The organism is Kiloniella sp. EL199, assembly GCF_900313065.1.
Classification (GTDB): Bacteria; Pseudomonadota; Alphaproteobacteria; order Kiloniellales; family Kiloniellaceae; genus Kiloniella.
In genome coordinates this window covers 66505-91355 of record NZ_OMPU01000015.1, presented here as the reverse complement: position 1 = coordinate 91355, position 24851 = coordinate 66505, and the positions used below count along the sequence as shown (strand labels likewise).

Below are 24851 nucleotides of genomic sequence, written 5' to 3'. Positions count from 1 at the left end.
CCTTGGCAAGGATCTCGCCAACCAACCCCCCATCCAGATGCTGAATAGTTTTGGGCTTGCCTTCAACAATAACCACCCCTGTGGCAATCACGGCGCCAGAGATTGAGGCCATCACAGACCAACCGCCGAGCCCAATGACAAGGGTCGCCACAGTCAACACCCCCGTCAGCACATAGCGACTTGATCCCGCCCACAGCTTTTCCGACCAAAGCTCTTGTGTTTCTTCTTGTTGCATTATCTAACCAACCGTTCCCAGAGGTGTTGTTTGTCCAGCTTGTTGTGGGTTTTCTTGAACAGACGACTGTCTGTTTGGGACTTGCCCATTAGGTACTTGCTGCGTCACTTCCTTGAGAACCTGTTCTTTCGGGCCAAAGGCTGTTTGCTGACCATCGTTCAGCATCAACAGCATATCAACGGCCACAATGGCAGAGGGACGGTGCGCCATTACAATAACGGTCTTGCCTCGGGCGCGTATGCCCTTGATCGCTTCGGTCAAAGAAGCATCGCCTTCGGAATCAAGGTTGGAATTGGGCTCATCCAGAATAACCAATGCTGGGTCGAGATAAAGCGCACGGGCCAGAGCAACACGCTGTTTCTGTCCACCGGACAGTCCGGCACCATCAGTCCCGATTTCAGTTTCATAGCCATTGGCCAGCCGCAGGATCATCTCGTGCACGCCAGCACGTTGCGCAGCTTCGATAACATCGGCATCCTGAGCCTCTGGATTAAAGCGGGCAATATTCTCTTTGATGGTCCCGCTAAAGAGTTCCACTTGTTGTGGCAGATAACCAATATGCTTGCCAAGCGAGGTCCGTTTCCATTGATCCAGTGTTGCCCCGTCCAGACGCACCGTTCCCTGCATGGGCAACTAGGCCCCGATCAAAAGACGGGCAAGCGTGGATTTACCCGAGGCTGACGTCCCAATGACGCCCAAGCCCTGTCCGGGTTCAAGGGTAAAACTCACGCCCTTAAGTGCGGGTTTTGATCCTCCGGGCGGTGTGACAAAGACCTTTTCTACAGAGAGCTTACCCTGTGGGGCAGGAAGATCAGTTTTATCCTTTTCTTTGGGAATGGCATTCAACAGGGCTTTCAGGCGTTGATAGGCCTGTCTTGCTGTAATCACGCCCTTCCACTGTGCTAAGGTCTGATCAACAGGGGCAAGCGCTCGACCAGTGAGAATAGAAGCCGCAATCATCACCCCCGGTGTAATGAGTTGCTCAACAGCCAAGGCAGCCCCAACAGCAAGAATGATGGATTGCAGGAACATCCGGAAGGTTTTGGACGTTTTCTCCCATACCCATAGCAAGAACAGTTTCTGCATTGCGATGACTTTGATCGGCATAGGACCCTGCTGCAGCCGTATGGGCCGCACCTTTTTTCAAGTGATTGCGGGTTGAGAGTTCATTGGTCAGGGCCAGAACAAAAACAATCAAGGCCCCAACAACAGCAACCAGACCAAGGGTCCAGTGCAAGAGGAAAACAAGTGTGAGATAGAAAGGCACCCACGGTAGATCAAAGAGTGCAACCGGCGCATTGCCCGAGAGGAACTGACGCACGGTGGTGAGATCAGCCAAGGGGCTGGTCTTTTTGCCCGCGCTTTTAAGTAGTCCCTGTAACACCCAGATATTGAAAACCCTCTCTGTCAGCACGCTATCAAGCTTGAGGCCAATCCGAACCAATACTTTGGACCTGATAACCTCTAAGATACCCATAAAGCCAAAGAGCCCGGCAATCAGAACCGTCAGGGCAATAAGGGTGGGAATGGACCGACTGGCCAGAACCCGGTCATAGACCTGCAGCATAAAGAGCGGCCCGGTCAGCATCAGCATGTTAATGACAAAGCTGAACAGTCCAATAGAGACCAGAGCCTTTCGGCAATAGCCCAGAGCCTGTTTGATCTCGTTATCCGCATTATCAGGATTTGACTGCTGCGCCGAAGGCACAGCAGTCTTGGAAGTACTATCTGACATCAGTGATTACACAAACTGGAAGTCATCAGCATGAAGGGCTGTTTTCTGAACATCTTTCAGAGTGATGGAATTGTCATCATCAATATTGATGACAGTATCATTCCCGACCTGTTCCGCCAGTTGAAGAACCGCATCAAATGTTGAAATATTCAAGCCTTCGATACGAATGCTATCTTCTGAACCAGCACCCGCGACAAAATCTGTGATCGTATCGTGACCGAGATTTTCTTTGAAAATAAAGCTGTCATTGCCAGAACCACCTTCAAGGATGTCATTCCCAACACCACCGATCAGGCTATCATTCCCCTCTTCTCCTTTGAGAACATCTTGACCAATATCACCGTCAAGAACATCGTCTCCGGTACCCCCGGATAAAATATCATCCCCGGCACCATTGGCGAAACGTGTCCAAATCTCACCATTCGAAGAGCTAATAATAGCATCCAGAACACCGTCACCGTTGAGATCCTGATAATTAACAGAGAGATCAGAACCTAGAGAGTCAGAATTAACTCCGGTATTCTGCTCAACAGCATCTCCGAAGTTACCAGAACCATCACCCAAACGCGTCCAGATCTGACCATCACTTGAGCTAACCACAGCATCAACATGACCATCAGAGTTCAGATCATGGTATACAGTGGAAAGGTTGGAACCCAGCTTGCCAGCATCAATGTTACTGTCCGCTATCCAGTTGACTTCATGGTCGGTACCATCGGTTATCAAGTTAAGTTCACCAATTGTTGCGCCCGTTTTATAGATCGCGGTGTCCACAAAGAGTTTTGTATCCGGATCTGATGTTTTCTGACTGGTATAAATAACATCATCGTTTCTGGAATAGATGACAGAACCACTATCTGTCCGCTCAAGCTTGAGAATATCACCTGTAGAATAAGCACCAAAATCACCGAGATAAGTCCCGGACTCATAGGCATGCAAATGACCGTCTGATCCCATATAGAGACTGAACTCTATGGACGTATAGCCAGAATCTCCCACAGTTGAAGAGAAACCAATGGCGCGTGCACGGTTCGTTTCTGTCGCTTCAATGGTCAGAACAGCAGCACCCGTAAAGCTCTCGGCGGAATGCGCGCCAGACCACCCGTCAGCACCGGATGTTTTACGCAAGGCTATACCTGATGACAGGCCCGAACTTTGATACTCGGCATCACCAAAATTACCAGAACCATCACCCAAACGCGTCCAGATCTGACCATCACTTGAGCTAACCACAGCATCAACATGACCATCAGAGTTCAGATCATGGTATACAGTGGAAAGGTTGGAACCCAGCTTGCCTGTATCAATGTTACTGTCAGCTATCCAGTTGATTGCTTGAGCATCTCCACCACCAACGGAAACCTCCACTTCACCAATTGTCGTGCCATTCCCGTAAAAGGACGTATCCACAAAAAGAGGCACAGAAGAAGGCGAAGGCGTTTCACTGGTGTAAACAGTTGTGCCATTCTGTTTATAGATGACGGCACCTGAATCGGTACGTTCAATGGTCAAAACATCACCAGTTGAGTAAGCACCGAAAGAGCCTTTGGAAACACCTGCCTCATAAATTGTCAAAATACCATTTATGTTAGGCTGGAAGGCGTATTCAATTGTCGTGTAGCCAGAATCACCAACCGTCGATGACAGGCCGATCATTCGATAACTGTTGGTTTCTGTAACCTCCATAGAAAGCAACACAGAACCCGTATAGCTATCAGATGAATGTGCACCCGCATTCCAGGCATTACCACCCGATGTTTTGCGCAGACCAATACCCGATGACAGGCCTAAACTTTGGAATTCAGCATCCCCAAATCCGCCAATCTGGTTACCATCAGCATCACGACTAAACAGCACGCCGTTGGTATCACCGTGGAGAGTGTCGTTGCCATCGCCGCCATCTAACTGGTCGTTACCCAGGTCGCCATGGAGCGTATCGTCACCCAGCTCGCCTTTGAGCAGGTCATTGCCGTCACCACCTGAAAGGTTATCATTTCCGGCACCGCCAAAAAGTTGATCGTTTCCTAGCCCACCATCGAGTGTATCTTCCCCATCGTTACCGTTGAGAATATCGTTCCCGGCAAAACCAATAACGGTATCTTCTGCAGAAGTGCCCGAGAGATTGTTGTCAGAGTTATTACCAAGAACCACGTTCATCGCGGCGCCATCAGAGCTTTCGAATGAAACCCGGTTTTCAAATGATACGAACCAATTCTCGATAGTCAGCTGATCAGTTTCAGAAGCTTTGATAATCAGATTATTGCCATCTTTCACAAAGGTTAGATCATTTTGAGTTATTCCAGCACCAAAAATGACTTTGTTTTCCAAACCATTATTACGAATGAGGTCGGAACCATCCCCAAGGTTATAAAGATAGGTATCATTACCAGCACCACCTTCTAGGATGTCATTGCCAGCACCGCCAGAGATGAGGTCATCACCTTCACCACCATTGATAATGTTATTTGTTTCATCTCCAAACAGAACATCATGACCCGATGTACCTTGAAAATCAGACAATGGAGGGGCATTTCCCACATGACCAAAGTCCTGTGGAGGTGCGTAAGTATAAGCTTCCTGACCGAAATTGATTTCCATAGAAGGTGTTGCAGAGTTTCCTGCTGTAAAAGCCGGGAAGACTTCACCATTCAGATTGTCAAACGTTGGATTAACGCCCGCGACAGGATCGCCACCTTCAAGCCAGTTTCCGTTCTTGCCGACCCACATCTCACCTGTGTTTTTATCCACAGCATACATGATAACATCGCCAACGGAATCTCCTGCAGGACCATAAGAGGAACGGGCATTATCGTGGAACTTCTCTCCACTGTACCAGCCCCAACCTGTTGCATCTCCAACAACATTGACAAAGGGACTGCTATCCTTTTGCGCAACACCACTCGAGAAGAAACCACCTGCAACAAGGACTTTTACTTCCCAATAGACTTTACCTTCAATCGCATTCGTCGCATAGGTCAGTTCACTGCCATCCCAGCTTGCACTGCCAAGTTGACGGCCATCAGATGAGATCACATCATTTGACGCAGCATTCTGTGTATCAAGAACTGTATAGTCAGAAACATTTGCTGCAGTCGTTGAAACATCAACAACAGCATCCTTGGAAAGCCCAGAGCTATCCGTTACACGCCAGGTAAAGCTGTCCTGGCCTGCGTAGCCTTGAGGATCATAGCTGTARGTRCCATCTGCATTGATYGTAACCAAAGCACCGCTTTGCAGCGTAAAGCTGTTGTCACCATTATCTGTCGCATCAACAACCTTAAAGCTCAGAACTTCTGTACTATCGGCAACATCAAGATCTGCATCAGTAAAACTCAGTTTGTGAGAAATAGGGCCAGATCCATTATAGACAATCTTGGCGTCAACAGCTTCCGGGCCGTTCACAGTCGTCAGATCAAAGTCACCATCCGCAAAGCGCAGGGTTTCAATATCCGTGACAACATCACGACCATCAGCTCCGCCAATAACCGTAAAGCTGCCATCACCATTATCCTCAATCAGATAATCAGTACGATTACCCGTAAAGACGGCTACATCGTTTCCAGAACCACCATCAAGAAGATCGTCACCGGCACCGCCAATGATGGTATCGTCACCTGATCCACCTGAGAGTGTTGCTCCAAGAGGAGCCGGTTCAATAAGACCAGTTGAGGTTTCCTGATTACCTGGATCAATGCCGTTCAAGGAGAAATCGTTTCCTTGTGTACTCGTATCCGCACCAAGATTATTTGCTTGTGAAAAATCTAAACGGAAGCCATTTGGACCAAGATTGGCATCAGATGTAGGGCTGTCAGGAGCCCAACTACCATCGGCTAATCTTTGCCCAAGGATAAGATCATCAGCGTTATCAACCGTGCCACCGTCCCTAAAGGAAATGTCCGCGATGGCACCCGCAAAATCATACTCTGATGCTCCTTGCAACGCACCAATTCTGTGCTCCCAATTAGTACCAATAGTTGAGCCATTCCAGCCCGCAGGGAAACCAATACTATTGGAAGAAAGAGTGATTTCCTCACCGTTAACAAATAGGCGAGCGAATTGGCCATCTGCACGCGAGGTATCAAAGGCAACAGTTATATGCATCCATTCGCCAATATTGGTGAAAGTTTCCTCACTAGTTACAGAAAAATAATCCGCAGGGCTTGGATAAGTGTTCGCATAACTTCCATAATGTAGGCGATTATCATTACCAAAACCAATCCAGCCATAACCAGTTCCCGGACCACCGTCACGAGAGGTAAAGATACTATCAATGGTGTTGATACTATCCCGCTGTACCCAGCTTTCCATAACCCAGGTCTGGTTACTACCCGTGTCCGTAAAGCTGTTCCCCAGATATTCACCACCAGAAAGCGAAACGCCACTCAACTCTGTACCGTTATGAGGAAGAGCACCACTTTGGATCAAGTCATCACCAGCACCACCATCTATAACGACACTGATAGAATCACCCATCAGAATATCATTACCAGCTGTACCTGTAATCTCTGGATAAACGACACCCACATGACCAAAGTCCTGTGGTGGTGCGTAAGTGTAAGCTTCCTGACCAAAATTGACTTCCATAGAAGGTGTTGCTGAAGTCCCCGCTGTAAAGGCCGGGAAGATTTCACCACTAAGGTTGTCAAACATTGGGGCCGTGTTAGTAGATGGGTCACTGCCATTAAACCATGTACCATTTTTACCCATCCACATTTTACCCGTGGACTTGTCAACTGCGTACATAAACACATCACCAACAGCATCGCCTGCTATTCCGTATGAACTACGTACATTGTCATGGTACTTTTCACCACCATTGCCACGATACCAGCCCCAACCCGTTGCATCACCAACAACATTAAAGGATGGACTACTACCTTTTTGCGCAACACCACTCGAGAAGAAACCACCTGCAACAAGGACTTTTACTTCCCAATAGACTTTACCTTCAATCGCATTCGTCGCATAGGTCAGTTCACTGCCATCCCAGCTTGCACTGCCAAGTTGACGGCCATCAGATGAGATCACATCATTTGACGCAGCATTCTGTGTATCAAGAACTGTATAGTCAGAAACATTTGCTGCAGTCGTTGAAACATCAACAACAGCATCCTTGGAAAGCCCAGAGCTATCCGTTACACGCCAGGTAAAGCTGTCCTGGCCTGCGTAGCCTTGAGGATCATAGCTGTAGGTGCCATCTGCATTGATCGTAACCAAAGCACCGCTTTGCAGCGTAAAGCTGTTGTCACCATTATCTGTCGCATCAACAACCTTAAAGCTCAGAACTTCTGTACTATCGGCAACATCAAGATCTGCATCAGTAAAACTCAGTTTGTAAGAAACAGGGCCAGATCCATTATAGACAATCTTGGCGTCAACAGCTTCCGGGCCGTTCACAGTCGTCAGATCAAAGTCACCATCCGCAAAGCGCAACGTTTCAATGTCTGTGACAACATCACGACCGTCAGCTCCGCCAATAACCGTAAAGCTGCCATCCCCATTATCCTCAACCAGATAATCCGCACGATTACCTGTAAAGACAGCCATGTCTGTACCATCGGCAAAGGTCAGTGCCTCAATACGTTGGTTAGTGTCCAGCCAATTGGTAATGGTAATTTTATCGGTCAACTCGGAGATGGTTGCAGCCGGATTGCTTGGATCCTTGAGGGCAACGATTAGATTATTGCCAGACAGCACCGTGATAATATCGGCAGCGGTAATGCCTTTTTCGAAAACAAGACTGTCATAGCCTGCATTAATAGCTGTACCGTTTGCACTCGCCTGATCATGGATTGTGCTTTCGCCATGCCCACGGCCAAAGATATAGATGTCATCGCCCGCACCGCCTGCAAGCGTATCACTCCCGCCCAGGCCGTTGAGTATATCGGCACCATTGCTACCCGAGAGATTATTGTCTGTACTATCTCCCAGAATGAGTTGGCGGCCAACTTCATCTTCGCTTTGATCAACAAAGGCAATTGCAACCTGCTTTTTGTTGTCGAGATACCAGCCCTCGATCGTAACGACATCTGTTGCAGAAGTCCGAAGCAACAGGTCATTGCCCTGTTTGCTATATTCTATATCGGCAAGGGCAATGCCTGTACCAAAGACAAGTTTGGCATGAGCACCGTTATTCCGAATGATATCCGCACCATCACCAACATTAAAGCGATAGACATCTCCATCGCTATCCCCACCGATAAGAAGGTCGTCGCCCTTCCCTCCAGTAAGATCATCAGCGCCTGCTCCGCCGTAGAGCGTATCGTTGCCCTCACCACCTGTCAGCGTATCTTTACCAACATCACCATAGAGCAAGTCATCGCCTGCCCCGCCAGCAAGCTTGTCATCACCGGCACCATTCCCCAGACGCGTCCAGATCCGACCATCCCCAGCATTGATCAACGCATCGGTAACACCGTCACCATTGAGATCGAGGTATTTTATAGAGAGGTTAGAGCCGAGTTCGCTTCCAGTTGTGCCGTTATTTTGTTCTATGGCATCACCGAAATTACCAGAACTATCACCAAGACGTGTCCAGATCTGACCATCATCTGAATTGATAACAGCATCAACATGGCCGTCTCCGTTCAAATCCTGATAATCAACAGTAAGGTTTGAGCCTAAGTTATGTGCCTCAACAGAAGCATCAGTTACCCAAGTAACAGCTTTTTCAATACCAGCTGAATCTATCAGCTTAGCATCATTCAGTGTAGAACCATTTTCGTATAATGACGTATCTACCAACAGGGGATTGTCTGTAGATGATATAACTGTACTCGTATAGATCGTCTCTCCATTTTTGATATAGCTGACAACACCATCTGATGAACGTTCAATGCCAAGAATGTCACCCGTTGAATAGGTACCAAAAGTACCGAGACTTGCTCCTGACTCATAGATGTAAAACTTTCCATCCGACACGAGATAGAAGGTATACTCAATTGAGGTGTAGTTGGAATCTCCTGCTGTCGAAGAAAGACCTATCATACGATGTGTATTGGCTTCAGTTACTTCAACACTTAAAGAACCAGCACCTTCAAGCTTTTCAGAAGAATACGCTCCTGCATTCCATGCGCTGCCACCTGAAAGTTTCTTTAGTAACCCTCCAACAACTCCATTACTCTGCTCAACTGCATCTCCGAAGTTACCTGTTCCATCACCAAGACGTGTCCAGATCTTGCCATCATCTGAATTGATCACAGCATCAACATGACCATCAGAATTCAAGTCCTGATAAGCAACAGTAAGGTTGGAGCCAAGATTATGTGCCTCAACAGAAGAATCAGTTACCCAAGTAACAGCTTTTTCAATACCAGCTGAATCTGTCAGCTTAGCATCATTCAGTGTAGAACCATTTTCGTATAATGACGTATCAACCAACAGGGGATTGTCTGTAGATGATATAACTGTACTCGTATAGATCGTCTCTCCATTTTTGATATAGCTGACAACACCATCTAGTGAGCGTTCAATGCCAAGAATGTCACCCGTTGAATAGGTACCAAAAGTACCGAGACTTGCTCCTGACTCATAGATGTAAAACTTTCCATCCGACACGAGATAGAAGGTATACTCAATTGAGGTGTAGTTGGAATCTCCTGCTGTCGAGGAAAGACCTATCATACGATGTGTATTGGCTTCAGTTACTTCAACACTTAAAGAACCAGCACCTTCAAGCTTTTCAGAAGAATACGCTCCTGCATTCCATGCGCTGCCACCTGAAAGTTTCTTTAGTAACCCTCCAACAACTCCATTACTCTGCTCAACTGCATCTCCGAAGTTACCTGTTCCATCACCAAGACGTGTCCAGATYTKGCCATCAYYTGARYTRAYCACAGCATCAACATRACCRTCTGCGTTTAAGTCTTGATAATCTACGGAGAGATCTGAAGCAACTCCAACAGAGGTAATAGTAGAATCAGTCTTCCAATTAATTGGTTTAGCTACAGCACCATTCACTGATAATTTGATGTCGGAAATTGTCGCCCCAGTTTCATGTAGGGCTACATCAATAAGTAAGGAACTATCAACAGCTGATGTCTTTAAGCTGGTATAAAACACCTCACCATTTTTAGAATACACCACTGAACCTGTTGCTGTTCGTTCAATGGTTAATAGATCGCCTGCAGAATAAGTTCCAAAATCTGCAATGTAAGCACCTGACTCGTAAACCCTTAAAATGCCATCATTACCTTGGCTAATAGCAAAATCTACAGAGGTATAACTGGAATTACCAGCTTCAGACGAAAAGCCTATCATACGGGCTGTGTTTGTTTCTGAAGCCGTAAAGCTTAGTATGCCACTGCCGATAAAACTTTCGTCCGAATAAGCTCCAGAATTCCAACCTGTACTACCAGAACTTTTCTGTAGGTTAGATGTACCTAAGCCGCTATTAACAGCATCACCAAAGTTACCTGTTCCATCACCAAGACGTGTCCAGATTTGGCCATCACTTGAGCTAACCACAGCATCAACATGACCGTCTGCGTTTAAGTCTTGATAATCTACGGAGAGATCTGAGCCAAGAGAACCAACTTTCAGGTTATTGTCTGCAATCCAGTTCACTGGTTGAGATGCATTGGTACCTATCGATAGATGGGTTTCCCCTATCGTCGCACCATTCTGATAAAGAGAAGTATCAACATACAAACCAACATCCGGAGAAGAAACTGTTGTGCTGGTGTAAATTGTTTCCCCATTTTTGCTATATATCACAACGCCGGTATCTGAGCGTTCGATACTCAGAATATCTCCGATATTATAAGTGCCAAAGCTCCCCTTGCTTACTCCAGATTCATAAATCTGTAGTATCCCGCCTGGAACTTGGTAAAGGGCATATTCGATAGATGTATAACCTGAATCCCCAATTGTTGAAGAGAAACCTACCATACGGGTAGTCGATGTATCCTCAATGTGGACTGTAAGTTCACCAGCACCCGTAAAACTCTCTGCTGAATAAGCTCCCGCATTCCAAGCCGTCCCACCAGAAACCTTACGTAAACTTGATCCCCCATGGAAACTCACATCCCCAAATCCGCCGATGGTATTTCCCTCAGCATCACGACTAAACAGCACGCCGTTGGTATCACCGTGGAGAGTGTCGTTGCCATCGCCGCCATCTAACTGGTCGTTGCCCAGTTCACCGTGGAGGGTATCATCCCCCAGATCGCCTTTGAGCAGGTCATTGCCGTCACCGCCTGAAAGGCTGTCAATCCCCTCGCCGCCTTCCAGTTGGTCGTCCCCGTCATCCCCGCGCAAGGTATCATTGCCATCTAAACCAAAGAGCTGGTCATCACCTTCGCCACCACTAAGGGTATCGTCGCCTTTACCGCCATCTAGAATGTCATCGCCAGTTCCGCCAATAAGAGTGTCATCGCCCAAATAGCCACGGAGAATATCATTTCCTCCAAAGCCTTCGATAACATTATTGCCGTCATCGCCGGCCAAGCGGTCGCCTTGATCAGACCCTTCAAGGTTTTCAATATTAACGAGCGTATCGTCCAGAGCTTCATCGGTGAGGAAACCGATTGAGAATATAAAATCATCACTTGCTTCAGAAAAAGCTGCTGTAGAAGCATTAGATCCATAGCTACCAACCATAACATCAAGATCGGTAAGCCAAGAGAACGAATTCACAACCTTTCCATCAATAGACACAACCGTCAGGCCAGTCTCTTTATCATACCCCAACGAAACATTGTGCTGGTCTGCGTCTGCTATTTTGACAATAAACTTTCCCTGCAGAGTCCCATCTGCACGGTGGTAACTAATGATGGCTTCATCACCATCAAAGGACACATCCAGAAATGCATTGTTTTCCGGACGCACTTCTCCTGCAGACAGATCATGTTGTGCAGACAAAATTGCCCCGATAGAAGCATTTACATCAGATCCCTTTGCCAACGCGACAGAGGTTGTTGCCCAACCACTCGCACCCGCAATTGCTGCCAAGGTATAGGCAGCAGACAGCTCTGTCCCCAGATGAAGCGCACGTTTGTTGCTGAATGCATCAACAATGACATCCCCGGAAAATCTATTGGCATCCAGATCTGTTTGCAGTTGATCGTGTTTTCGACCACCGCCACGTTTGAGGTCAACATCAACACCAAAAACAGCATTTTTGTATGACGCCGTATCAACACCCAGCCCACCATCAATGCTATCTGCCCCGGTTCCTCCGGAAATGATGTTATCAGCACTGTCACCTTTAAGGGTATCGTCGTGATGAGATCCAGTCAGGTTTTCAAAATTGGAAAAAGTATCTCCATCAGATGAAGTACCTGCCTCCATATCAACAGCTACACCCGTGTCTGAACTCTGATAACTCAGTGTATCAACACCAGCCCCGCCATCCAGGGTATCGGCTCCTGCGCCTCCGTCCAGAACATCATTGCCTTCACGTCCCGTCAGAGTGTCATCACCTGCATAACCCTCTAGTGATGATCCTGAAATTTTGGCTGAAAGACTGTCTGCCTGAGCCGAACCGATGGCATTTTCAAATCCATCATAAACATCCCCTGTCGCGTCACCACCTGATGCCGTCTCAGCCTCCAGATCAACCGTCACACCCTCGGCTGAAAGACTGTATGAAAGAGTGTCATTCCCTTCTCCGCCTTTCAGCGTATCCGCACCTGCGCCGCCTTCAATAATATTATTTTCTGTATCACCACGCAGAATATCAGCATGAGAAGATCCCAAAATATTTTCAATCGACTTTAAAGTATCTTTATCTGTTATATCCACAGTAACAGTTCGGGTTATAGGAGCAGAACTACCCTCACTAACACTCAGCGACCCACCACCGGAAGTGTAACCATTGTTGCGATCATCTTTATCACCGCTAACAGAGTTACCGCCTGAGCCGCTATAATTGCCTCGGTCATCCTTGTCTCCACTAACGGAGTTCCCCCCACCACTCCAAAATCCGCCACCAGAACGGGATGGAGGATTAACAGTGTATGTGTACGTCGTGGTTTGCGGCGCAGTCGAACGCCCTTCGCCTGTAGACAAATCAACGGTGACCCCAAACGCGCTGTCGTGGTAACTGATGGTATCGCTACCATTTTCGCCATCAATGTAATCTGATCCATACCCCCCTTGGATAAAATCATCCCCGGCATTACCAAAAATCACGTTATTAGACGAATCACCAATGAGTTCATCATTCAGACGAGATCCGATAATCCCTTCAAAATTATCAATACTATCGCCCTCGGCATCACCACCTGAAACACTCTTGCTGTCCAGGTTAACATTGACTGCCCGAGAAGAGGTTTCATAAGACACATAATCATACCCCGTACCGCCATCCAGCGTATCTGATCCCGCGCCACCTTCGAGAATATCAACACCACTACCGCCTGTAATGTGATCGTTCCCATCACCACCTGAAACAAAGATTTTATCAGATCCTGAATTTGTAATGATGTCATCACCGTCACTGGCAATAATATTTTCAGCATTAATCTGGGCCAGATCAACATTGACGCCCACGTTCCCCTGCACATGAACCCAGTCAATGCCATCCCCGGCATCAATATTGGCAGTATCGTCCTCGGCATCAATCACCAGGGTATCATTCCCCGCCCCGGATTTCAGGGTATCTGATCCGGCACCACCAGATAATAAATCATTCCCGGCACCACTTTGCAGAACATCATTCCCGCCATGCCCGCTCAGGGTAACATTCTGTGTTCCCGTATAATGAAAGTTATCATGACCACTACTGCCATAGGCAGCTTCCAGTCGTGTTGCATTCAGGTCCAGTGTAACCGCGGCATCCCCTTGAACAAAGGCAATATCACGCCCACTACCGCCATCGATATGGGTATCATCGGCATCGATAAAGAGTATATCGTGCCCACTACCACCCGAAATTCTATCCGCACCTGCATCACCGGAAAGCCAGTCATTTCCTAATCCACCAATCAAACGATCGTTTCCGCCCCCGCCCAACAGAACAACACTTTTGGCTGCACCGGCAAGAAGACGGTTGTCCAGCGAGTTTCCGGTTAACATCTTTGCTGACAAAGACGATGCAATACCGTTGAATTCGACATTTTCAGCGGCAACAAAGGAATTTCCGTCTTTTGTCTTGAAATGCACCCCGTTGTTATAGAGTGATCTGGACACACTTGTAGAGCTGGCACCCAAAATAACATCAGCGGCAAGCCCTTCGGAACCATCTGTTTTTGTGTAACTTGTAAAGCCTGAAATAACACTGCTGTCCCCAACAACAGTATTCCCATCAGACGTCAGGTTTAAAGACTGAATACCAAGTTCGGAAAGACTCTTGAGCTCGCCATCATCAACCTTGCCGTCTTGATCCAGGTCCTGCCAGACTTTGAAGCGACTGAAATCCACATCATTCTGATCAAGAATGCCATCCTGATTTGTATCATACAAAACCTTGAGAGCTTCCAGATCCGTGTCTTCTTCTGCCGTTTCGTTGGCAAAGAGAAGCTCATCCCCCTTAATGGCATTGTCATTATTTTTATCAATAACCAACAGGCCGTCTTCTGCGGCGACCCAGCTGATATTTTCTTCGTATCCATCGCCGTCAATATCAAAAAATGTTGTGGAATCATCCCGTTCAACAATCGCAATTTCGCCGTCGTCATTCAGATCGAGAACGACCGGTTTACCACCTCGGTCAGTTTCATTATTATTTTGCGGTGTTCCGTAGTCTCTTTCAAATGCCGTAACCTCAGTGTCTTGTTTAGCAGCATCATACTGTTGATCAGTGTAACCATTATCTTTTGCCGCGTCTCTCCGAGCATGATCAACTTCTTTCATTGTCGGATAAGTATGACCAGTTAATTTTTGTAGGTTCTGCTGTTCTTCCAAAGTAAGATTATTGAAAGAAGACATCGGACCATAAGCAGATACTTTACCTGTTTTAGATTTGTAATGACCTGTTTCCGGATCATAACGTCCTCCGTTAATATCGGTTTCAGGACCAACATCACTTCGAGGATTTAGGGCAAGAATACCATCCGAAATTGGAGTTTCAATTTGCGCATTCGGCAAAGCCTGATCAAAATTGAATGCACCAAGATTAATACCAGAAATTGTTGACTGATAGTCAGGGGTCGCACCCGTTGATCCCACTAGTTCATTATATGCTCGTGAAAACCAGTCGGATTGGTTTTCGAAATTAAAAGCACTTAAATTCACTTCACCATCAACATTTGGCGTTGTATTAAGCGGCGACCCCGTGGAAGCAGAAAACAAGCCATTATATTGATCAATCAAAGCACGATCAATCAAAGCAGAAGTGTAACTAAAATCACTAACATCTTTAAGACTATCAACAATCTCAAATGGGTGATCTATTCCAGCCACAGGATCTGTTATTGCGTCTGTCGGCAGGTTTGAGAACTCGCTCGGCGTGCTGGAATTGTATACATCAGCAACAGAAATACTGTCGAAAGCACCATCCCATGACCAAAAATCTTCTGGATCATAAAGATCTGTAGGAACCGTCGCGGCCCCACCAAGACTATCTGTAATTGTCACAAAATCAGGGTTAGAAAAATCTATATTGAACGTAACGCCATCTGTACCCGTGAGAACTTGAGATTCACCATCTTCGGTCTCCTCAATAGTGACACCATCGGCAGTTGTATAAGATAAATTTCCATTTGAATATTCTATGGAAATTGCCCCATCGTTCCAGATGGTTTTAACTTCATCATCCGTTATAACAACATCAGTTATATAGCTACCAGTTAAAACATCAATCATCTCTTGTAACTCAAGACGATTTAATCGTTCTGCATTTAATTGAATTGCCAACTCAGGAGTAGCCAACTCAACTTTAAAGTTATAACCGGGTTCGGGAGATAATTTACTCCAAGTTTTTTCAACAGGATCATAATGCCAAGATCTAATTAGGTTAGGATCACCAAAAGAATGACCATCATAAAATTTCTCTAATACTTTTCTATCTATACTAAAATCAGTTAGCTGGACTCCTAAACTATTTTTAATCGCATCGATTTCAAAATCAGTCAATTGATCAACAAGGTTAGTAATATTTCCTGTACTAGACAAAAAATCTCGCATGAAAGAACTTCTCTCATACACACCAACATAAATGCCCGTCTCTATATCTTTAACAACTAATACATCTCCACCCAAAATTTGTTCTAGGCGATATTGCTGATTTTCATAACTTAAACCTTGATCCAATCCTAAATGATATGATTCTTCAGTGTTGGCAAAGCCATAATCTGCTAAAAAAGTCCCCAAATTCACTGAATATCCAGCTATACCAGATAATCCACCAAGATAGCTTCCTGTATAAGAATCTTTTATTATTTGAGAATCAGGAGGTAAAAAACCTCTCACTGCGGGGTGAGTAACATCTCCGAAAATTGCATCAAAATAATGATCAATAATTTGAATATTCCCGGGAAAACTCTGCCCCATATCCTTATCAACCCACGTTGAGAAATCAGCAAGCTGTATCTCATCAAGACTAAAGGGCCTTATATCTTGAGGATACTTTGAAATCATTACTTCATGAGCTTCAATTAGACGATCCAGAATATCCCATGAAAATTCATCCAAAGTTAGGTTGTACCAATCGGGACCATTAAACAATTGAGCTTGAAGATTACCAAAAATAGCAGCACCCCCAATCACGTTACTATAAGTTGTTATCTGCATTTGAGTTAAAAGTTGTTCATAAACTTCTTCATCAACTCCTTTATAAAATTCTGCTAACTCAATATAACCAGCAGCTCTATCAGTATCTGACGCAAATTCATCACCAATAATAGCTCTTGCTTTTTCAACAGCAGCTCTTAAATCATTTGTAGTTGAAGTCATAATTAGATCACTCGTTTATAAACTTTTCTAAGATGCTCAGGATGGGTTACTTTTAACTATTTGTTTGATTGCCTGTTCAACAATATTTTCCCATTGGGGAATAAATTGTCTTTCAAATAAAATTTGTACCCCAATATCATTTCTGACTAAAAATTTTGCGAAGCATTTGAATTGGGGAGATCCACCCGGACAATGAAAAAGTATATTCTTGTCATTTATTTTCCAAGGAAGTATAGGTCGACCTCGAGCCAAGTAATATTCTGTCCCAGTGGCGACTTTAGGATACCATTTATCTACAGAATGAAGGGGGTAATATTCTAAACCATAAATGAAATCTCGGTATTTTCCTTTACGGACAGAGGCATGCAAGTGAACATTTGGCACAGATGTTATTTCTACTCTAACGACAACCTCACCTTTAATTGACTGATTTAAATTTTTTTCTTGATATGATTGGGATTTAAAATTAATGCCATCTTGAGTAAACGTATAATAAAAAACCTGTTGATTAGTTTTACACTTTTTCTCAAAATAACAGTTACAATGTAGAGAAATGTTTTTCTTATCATCATGTAATTCAAAAACAACTGTTTTTGGATCTTTGATTGAATAAACTTCAATACCATCAGAACAGGCAGAATCCGTTGCATGTTCTGCGACTATTCCCCCGCAAACAGCTATAAGAAAAAGAGCCATAAAGATATATTTTTTCTGAAACCAGTATTTCATATGTCTCTCATTAAAAGAAAATTGTTTATGTACTAAGCGATGGTAGATTTCTAAAGCTTTGTCAAACTCAGTGCATAATTGGCACCAAGAGTTTTAAAGCCCATTTTGCCCATAAATTGATTTGCGCGTTGGATTTCAATGCCTGAAGTCACGTGCACCATAATTTCCTTGGCACCCTTTTTTTTCGCCCATTTCACAAGGCCCTTCATAAGATTCACAGAGACCTTCCCTCCAAGAAATGAAGCTCTGTATTCTTTTTTGACGTAATAAAAATATACCGTGGTTATGGCACTATCATCGCTGATAATACCTTCCCCAAAGACACAATAGATAAAACCAACAGGTTCATCCCCGTACATGGCAATAAGCAGTCCGTACTGATCCGGATTGTTCTTGATAAGCCCCGCAAGTTTATCGCGTTTCTTCTCACTAAAAAGTCCTCCGCTAAAATGAGATTCCTCATAAAAATCTTTTGCCATGACATAAACGGATTGGAGATGAGCATCCTTGCTCGCAAGAATAATCTTAAGATCTTTGGACATTACTAGGTTTATTTCTTCAAAAGAGAATTAGTCATTATAAAAAGGAAAGATCGTGATCATAATTATTGTGATAAGAAAGCTTTGAATTACAAATAGATACTCTGACTTTTATTACCTGCGAACAAACCAGAGTTTATAAACTGTATATTCATATACTTTTAAACCTCACTTAAATTAATCAGCGCACACCCCTCCGCTACATACAATAGTATTCACGCATAACGTGTACAGACTAAAGATATGACACAAAAATACCCCGGCAACAATCACCATTAACAAAAGATTAATATGAAGTTACCTACTGATTATTCTGGATAGTTAAGACATGTAAGAAACCTATAGGGTCTCTTCTAAAATACAGCTTTTCCAAAAATACATATAAGGGTTTTGGACATAATAACTCAAAACCTGACTATATTTAACCTACTCATTTGATAACATTATATATTTTCGTCAAAATTACATACTTTAAAGTAAATAACGTCATTTCGGTATAAAGTCGCTAAGCTTTATCTGTAAAAATTCATTCCTCATTTTGTTGAGGACTTTCCATTTCTTCAATCTGCTGACGACTACGCCATCCAAGGTTGGTAATCCTTTCAGTTTTTCAATCAACCCATCAATAGCTTCTTTATCTCCCTCGACTGCAGCTCGCTCATCATCTGTCAAAGGCACTTTTTCCAACATGTGCAGTACTGATGAGCGAGCCTCAAGAGTTCGAGCAAGAATAGAATCTTTTGGCAAGTTAAAATCACACCTGGCGCATGCCATACGATGAGGACATGTGCTCCAAAATGGATTAGTGCAGTATGAATCTCCTAAATCATAAAACTTATATGGCTTTCCATTCACCGCATCACCATTGATAACAGCATCATGATCAATAAGCACATCGACCATATGCGTCATACGATCAGCCTTGGCATAGGTAGCTGCCAATCTTGTCGGCCGAATAGTTAAGTAGTGCATTGTTGATCGGGCGCATGAATGCCCTGTCCATTTCATAAGTTCGTGTAGTGTAAATCCATCAGGAGAGTTTGCTAGCGCAGTCACCACAGATGCACGAGCCCGATGACTTGTAATTTTACCCCGGCTATCTTCAGTAGGAACGCCAGCCTTTGCACAGAGAGATTTAATGATTGTATCTTCTATAAACGTTGTTCCAATCGGCTTTCCTTTATTTTGGAGAAGAAATTCTACTCGCTCACCTGTCTTCATATCTAAAAGTTTTGGTTGAGAGGGTCTTATTGCAGCCCAAGCCTTTATAACCTTATGCACGATAGCAGCAACAGGCTTTACGAACTCTCTGGCCGTTTTGCTCGGCGGCACTGTCAAATAGCAAATTGTGCCAGCAGGAATTGTTCCTTCTTTATCAGCAAGATCTTGTTTTTGTAAAGTAGAACATCCCAACCTTAATCGCCGGAGTTCATTTTTTCGCAAGCCTGTATGTGTCCAAAGTACAGCTGCTGCATGAATCAACTCAAATGGATAATGAGGTGAGTCTGCCAGAACATCCTCACGCGTTAAGTTGAGACTTGCCCAAACAAGTTTAAGCCATATTCGATCATCAATCACTCTTGGGTTTGGGCCACGTTGCCGTAGTATCCTGGTAGGTGCTGCCAAGTGATAATGAGGATTGAAATTTAACTTTCCCCACCCCCATTGCTCAACATCGAAAAAAAATCTACGCAAATGCATTAAGTTAGAGCATTTTGTATTCATCATCATCGGTTCACCTAATCGTGCAGGCGGAATAGGTGGAGCAGAAGGTAATACATAATCACCAATATTCATATTACAAACCAGAGCAACGGCTTCAGCCGCCGTTTCGGCCTTCCAATCACTTGGCAGACGAATTTCAGGATGCTTGTCTGCTAGCCAAAGTCCAATCCGAAGAACAAAACCATGACACGATTGTCGTGTTGTTTCACCAATAGAAGAGGTCTCTCGCCATCGATGTGCTAAAGCTACCCATTCAGGGGCAATCCCTGTTGTATCTCGATCTTTGAATCTTTTATAATGCCGCATACGGATAGGCTCAGGCAAATAGCCTAAAAGCGAGAGGGCTCTAGACACTTTACCGCAGAGTGTCTTAACAGAATCACCATATCCTTCTTGTTGAAATTGCCACAAGACATCTTCCGTATAGTCGTTCATATCCGATGATCTTGTGGTTAACATCAATGTAGAAATCATCGTCGGTAGCGATTGACGAAGGCTTATAATATTGTACCCGAGACTAACAAGTGTCTCTTCAATTTCATCATAAACCTTCCGGAATAAGTCGTACCCGAAAACAAGTTCTGCAGAAAGAGAAGCCGAAACCCTTCGTACTAAAACAGGTGAATAATCATATTTGCGTAAAGTAAATGCATACACAAACAAGTACGGCCTGCCTCCTCTTGACGGATGTAGAGTTTCAAGAAGTAAATCTGACCAATCTTCATTCTCTAACCCCCAGACAGTACAATCTTTTTCCAATAGCTTATAGAAAATCTGTTTCCACGCATGATCCGGTGCCTTCAAATCAGGAGGAAGCCTACTCCGAACCAATTTTAACGGAGCATAAATGCGAGGAAGTTGATCTCTAATTTTAGTTAACCGGCGACCGTTTTGAATCCATGCCCACAATAATTTACGCTCATTATCATGAAGTGCCGTACTTTGATTAAATCTCGTTAAGTCCAGATCTTGCGTTCCTTTTGCAAGCCATCCTTTATAACGTTTGCTTCTTTCATCAAAAATCGAATAAAGCGGCATCAGTTACCTCATCACGGGCTTCGATACTTCTCGCAATTTTACTGGCTAATTCCGTCCCCGATAGATGAATATAAGCCATTGTCGATTGAAGATTTCGATGTCCTGCATAGATTGCAATCTCATGCAACCTCCAACCAGCGCGAGCTAGATGTGTCAAACGGAGATGACGAAAAGTATGTGTTGAGAAATCAGATTGATCAGCACGAACGGCCAAATTCCTTACCGCTTTACTCCACTGCCATTTACTAAGTTTCTTGCCATAATTTCTGTTAGATACAGAAAGAAACAATGGGCCTGGCCGATGATCAAGAGTATGCCGCTCTCTCATATATGCAGCAAGATTTGCACCAGCTCGAACAGGATAGGTAACAACTCTGCCATACCCTGTTTTTGTTGTATTAGCGCGTACAGTAATCAAGCGACGTGCATAATCAATATCCGTAACAGAAAGGTTAACCAGTTCTTCACGCCTTAGTGCCCCAAAATACGCCAGAGCAAACATTACTCTATTTCTCAGGCTTTCACTTATTGCCGCGTAAATAATCTGTTTCCATATATCATCTGTTGGGATACGCGGAAGCTGTTCTATTTTCCGTACCAAACAGCCATTAAAGCCTATCTTCTGTGATGAATTTTTACCCGCTTTAAACTGTCCTCCTCTCGGAACAGGATTTTTACTAACAACACTTTGATAAAGTAAATGATCATACCAAAGACGAATTGCAGTCAGACGCTGAAGCAAAGTACTAATTGAAACAGTTTTTCTAGCTCCTTGCCCTCCTTCTGTGTCTCCTCTTTGAAATCGAACAAACAAGGAAATGTCATCAAGGTTAGCATCTTCTGCTATAATATCGCGAGAACAGCAAAAACCGAGGAACTCATTCAAGCCGCGTCCATATGCATCAATTGTCCGCTCGGCACGTCCTAAATTTGCAAGCAATCCCAACCAAGTTTGAGCATGAACGTTTCTCGCTACATATGGTAGCCGTGCTCCAGAAGGAAGTGGTATTGATTTGGTTTCTTTCATCATAGAAGCCAACCAAGGCTAGATTTCATACTTTATAGAGATTCAATTACCTTTCTCTCTGGCCAATTTTCTATCATATACATTGAAAAAAGAGTGGTATAAATCTGTGACAAGTTGGCAAAGCTAAGCTCCGCCAACTTGTCACAGATTTATAAATGCAAATATCTACGCATTAAGCTGTATTTCTATTCCACGTAATACCATAAAGCGCATAATTTGACGAGAAAATCCATGTGCCTGTCTGCCGTAACTTTGGCTTAATAACATGAAAGAGATCGCCAATTTTGTAGCCAAGCTTTTTGGCTTCTTCCGAGCGTGCAATCACACAACCATCATTATTGGACAGAACAACAATGGGGACACCTTCCAGATCAGGTCGGAAAACCCGTTCACAAGAAGCATAAAAGTTATTGACGTCAACCAGTGCAACCCACTGATCATGCTCGAAAGAACTAGAGCGAGAAATGATACGATCAAAAACATTATTTGCCACAGCTGATCAATTCAGCTTGGTGATCACGTTTGTCACAACACCCCAAATCTGCAAATCCTGCTCTCTTGAAACTTTGATTGGCTGATATTTTGGATTTTCTGAACAGAGTTGAATTTTCCCACCGCGATCATACAGGCGCTTCACCGTCAGTTGCCCATCAACCACAGCAATAACAATTTTGCCATGTCTTGCTTCTATAGATCGATCTACAACAAGCATTCCCCCCGGCATAATGCCCGCCCCAATCATAGAGTCCCCGGAAACCCTCATAAAAAAGGTTGCTTCTGCGCAATCAATCAGTTCCTCATTCAGGTCGAGCTTCCCTTCCATATAGTCTTCAGCCGGAGACGGAAAACCTGCAGGAATTCTAAAAGCATAAAGAGGGAGCGGAACAAATGTTCTCTTTTTCGCTTGGCCCATACTCTCAAGAGCTACACTTTTCATAGGGATGTTCTCGTATGCTGTATCCAAATACCCAATAAGAACAAATAGAGAACATATTTCATCAAAAGTCAAGAATGATGACGTTCCATGCCACAGGAATTAACAATTCAATTGTCGCCAAAACCTAACTCAATTAGGATTGAAATTCACAAATTAAAAACCTGTAAAGAGTAATACTCACCCGCCAGCCAGTTGAGCCCAAGACATGTCTGATATTTTTGTAAACTGCCGGATCGAAACAGATCGGATGATTATACGCTCCTATGCGATGGAAGATGCCACCTCACTGCAAGGAATTGCGTCTGACCCCAAAGTTCTTGAATATTTGCCTGATGATCCTCTCTCTCTCAAAGAGGTCGAAGACATTATCACTTGGTCAATTGGTTGCCATAAACGCAATAGCAAAGAAAAGCTTCATAAACTCAACCTCGCAATCCTTTTAAAGGAAACAGAACAACTTATTGGGTGGTGCGGATTAGGACCTGCCGATTGGGATCAGAGTCTGATTGAAATTTACTACACTCTTGCCCCAGAACATTGGGGTAAAGGTCTTGCTACAGAAGCAGCCATCACCTTAAGAGATTATGCCTTTGAGACGATCAAACTAAAAAAACTTGTTGGTATTGCCGCCACAGGCAACATCGCTTCAAACAAGGTTTTACAAAAATTGGGTATGAAATACGAAGGACGGCTGGAAACAGTACCAGAGAGTTGTGATCCTTATTTTCTGGGGCAGAATCTTTACTCCCTCACCCCCACAAAGATTTCATCATAGAGATTTTCCAAGCAATCCCCCCAACTTAATCTTTTCAAGACCTTCCTCGCAGGTTAAGAAGTGCCGTAATGTAAGAGAACCCTGCTCTGCTTGTAAGGAACAAATTGATGGTCGCAAAGAAAAATCCTTTAAAACTGAATAAGCTACAGCTGCGTACGCTTGTTCTGGCTCAAGTCATTGGACGCGACAAAAGACAAGCTGTGCATCATCCCAACAGAGATGTCACGTTGTCTCAACTTCCCCACACACATGGCGACCATGTGCACGTCGGGGAATTTGTCGTTTCTGCTAAAGACGCCAGTGGCTTCAACAATCCTGCGGTTTGGGTCGCCCTCGCACGGAAAGGACTTGTGAGAGAAGATGGCCAGACAATCACCCTCACAGCAGAAGGTGTTGCCTATGAAACGGGCCTCGGCGACAAGTTTCTGGAAAAATCAGATCACTAATCTTGAAGCCAACCTCTTAATCTGGCCTCTGACTCGGTAAGTCGAACATTATAGAGGTCAAGCAAGCTTTATTCTCGATTAGCCGCTGTACCTCGGACATGGCTGCAACCAAGACAAACATGTAATGTCAAATCAACGGAAACGTGCCCGGATTCAACATCTCTTACGTCTTCGGGCTGGTATTTACTCATATCGTTATCCAGATACCAGCTACCGGATTGTTCAATATCCTTGCGACTGAGCTCATAACGGACAACGCGTTCGGAAAAGCATTTATTACATTTCTTCATACCATCCCCTCCCATAACTTTATTAAACTTGAGGTTAAAGCATACCCTCTTAAACATGGATCATATGTTAACATATTTAGAACGTTGCAAAAAATCTTAAAGTCGATTGACTTGGCATAACTATTCTAACCAAAAGCGGATAAATCCAGCTCAAGCATTTCCCCCATCCATATGGCATGCTCTTGATGATCTTTTAAGTCATCCCCCGTATTTGGATGAATGAAAACGGTCAGCCCGGCACGGTTCAAAGCGACCCAGGCAACAACCTCGCCAAATATTTCCGGCATAACGGTTAACTGGCAACTCCATCTGGGATGGGGGCCAACATTCTTCTCATGAACCCGTCCCATAACAACAGGAAACTGGTTTTTGACCGCTTCACAAATTTGTCGTGCTAAAGCAACCGTGTCCTGGTCAAAATAAAAGTGAACGTGATAGTCACGTGGGGAAATCATCGGCGTATCTTTCTATTTTATCATTATCAAATACTTAACCATCCAAAGAAAAGAGAGCAAAGCACGTTACAAAAATGACTTAACA

General features: G+C 44.3%; 12 protein-coding genes and 2 pseudogenes. 2 read left to right on the top strand and 12 right to left on the bottom strand.

What is annotated here, in order from left to right:
- The 10 genes and pseudogenes from D9A03_RS19655 to D9A03_RS19615 form a co-directional block, all read right to left on the bottom strand.
- Positions 1-235: pseudogene (locus tag D9A03_RS19655) on the bottom strand (hypothetical protein); the annotation flags it as partial.
- A gap of 3 nt (positions 236-238) precedes the next feature.
- Positions 239-1195, bottom strand: a pseudogene (locus D9A03_RS20010) (type I secretion system permease/ATPase).
- A 22-nt stretch (positions 1196-1217) separates the two neighbouring features.
- Positions 1218-1970 (bottom strand): ABC transporter transmembrane domain-containing protein, encoded by a 753-nt coding sequence (locus D9A03_RS20000; RefSeq protein WP_216825552.1) that lies wholly within the window; start codon positions 1968-1970, stop codon positions 1218-1220.
- 6 nt (positions 1971-1976) lie between these two features.
- Positions 1977-16805 (bottom strand): Ig-like domain-containing protein, encoded by a 14829-nt coding sequence (locus D9A03_RS20150; RefSeq protein WP_120498928.1) that lies wholly within the window; start codon positions 16803-16805, stop codon positions 1977-1979.
- Positions 16806-16841: 36 nt separating this feature from the next.
- A complete protein-coding gene (locus D9A03_RS19640) occupies positions 16842-17534 on the bottom strand; it encodes a hypothetical protein (protein ID WP_120498927.1) in 693 nt (230 codons plus the stop codon).
- A gap of 50 nt (positions 17535-17584) precedes the next feature.
- The gene (locus D9A03_RS19635) at positions 17585-18076 is read right to left on the bottom strand and encodes a GNAT family N-acetyltransferase (RefSeq protein WP_120498926.1); all 492 of its coding nucleotides are present in this window, start codon (positions 18074-18076) and stop codon (positions 17585-17587) included.
- A 483-nt stretch (positions 18077-18559) separates the two neighbouring features.
- A complete protein-coding gene (locus D9A03_RS19630) occupies positions 18560-20836 on the bottom strand; it encodes a tyrosine-type recombinase/integrase (RefSeq protein WP_120498925.1) in 2277 nt (758 codons plus the stop codon).
- Complete coding sequence (locus D9A03_RS19625) at positions 20814-21866, bottom strand: site-specific integrase (protein WP_216825551.1); 1053 nt, start codon at positions 21864-21866, stop codon at positions 20814-20816. Before D9A03_RS19625 ends, D9A03_RS19630 begins: the two co-directional genes overlap by 23 nt.
- Before the next feature lie 169 nt (positions 21867-22035).
- Entirely contained in the window at positions 22036-22356 is a 321-nt protein-coding gene (locus tag D9A03_RS20145; RefSeq protein ID WP_305778181.1) for a hypothetical protein, read from the bottom strand.
- A 6-nt stretch (positions 22357-22362) separates the two neighbouring features.
- Positions 22363-22800: a LexA family transcriptional regulator gene (locus D9A03_RS19615; RefSeq protein WP_120498933.1), complete on the bottom strand. Its 438-nt coding sequence runs from the start codon at positions 22798-22800 to the stop codon at positions 22363-22365.
- A gap of 205 nt (positions 22801-23005) precedes the next feature.
- On the opposite strand from D9A03_RS19615, the gene D9A03_RS19610 reads away from it, so the two are divergent.
- Both D9A03_RS19610 and D9A03_RS19605 read left to right on the top strand, forming a co-directional pair.
- Positions 23006-23575 (top strand): GNAT family N-acetyltransferase, encoded by a 570-nt coding sequence (locus tag D9A03_RS19610; RefSeq protein WP_120498924.1) that lies wholly within the window; start codon positions 23006-23008, stop codon positions 23573-23575.
- A 107-nt stretch (positions 23576-23682) separates the two neighbouring features.
- Positions 23683-24021 (top strand): hypothetical protein, encoded by a 339-nt coding sequence (locus D9A03_RS19605; RefSeq protein WP_120498923.1) that lies wholly within the window; start codon positions 23683-23685, stop codon positions 24019-24021.
- A gap of 68 nt (positions 24022-24089) precedes the next feature.
- On the opposite strand, the gene D9A03_RS19600 is transcribed toward D9A03_RS19605, so the two are convergent.
- Together D9A03_RS19600 and D9A03_RS19595 are read right to left on the bottom strand one after the other, a co-directional pair.
- Positions 24090-24311 carry a hypothetical protein gene (locus D9A03_RS19600; protein ID WP_162938264.1) on the bottom strand — a complete coding sequence of 74 codons (222 nt, stop codon included), beginning with the start codon at positions 24309-24311 and terminating at the stop codon, positions 24090-24092.
- Positions 24312-24436: 125 nt separating this feature from the next.
- Positions 24437-24766, bottom strand: a complete 330-nt coding sequence (locus tag D9A03_RS19595) for a DOPA 4,5-dioxygenase family protein (RefSeq protein WP_120498921.1) — start codon at positions 24764-24766, stop codon at positions 24437-24439.
- Positions 24767-24851 lie beyond the last annotated feature (85 nt).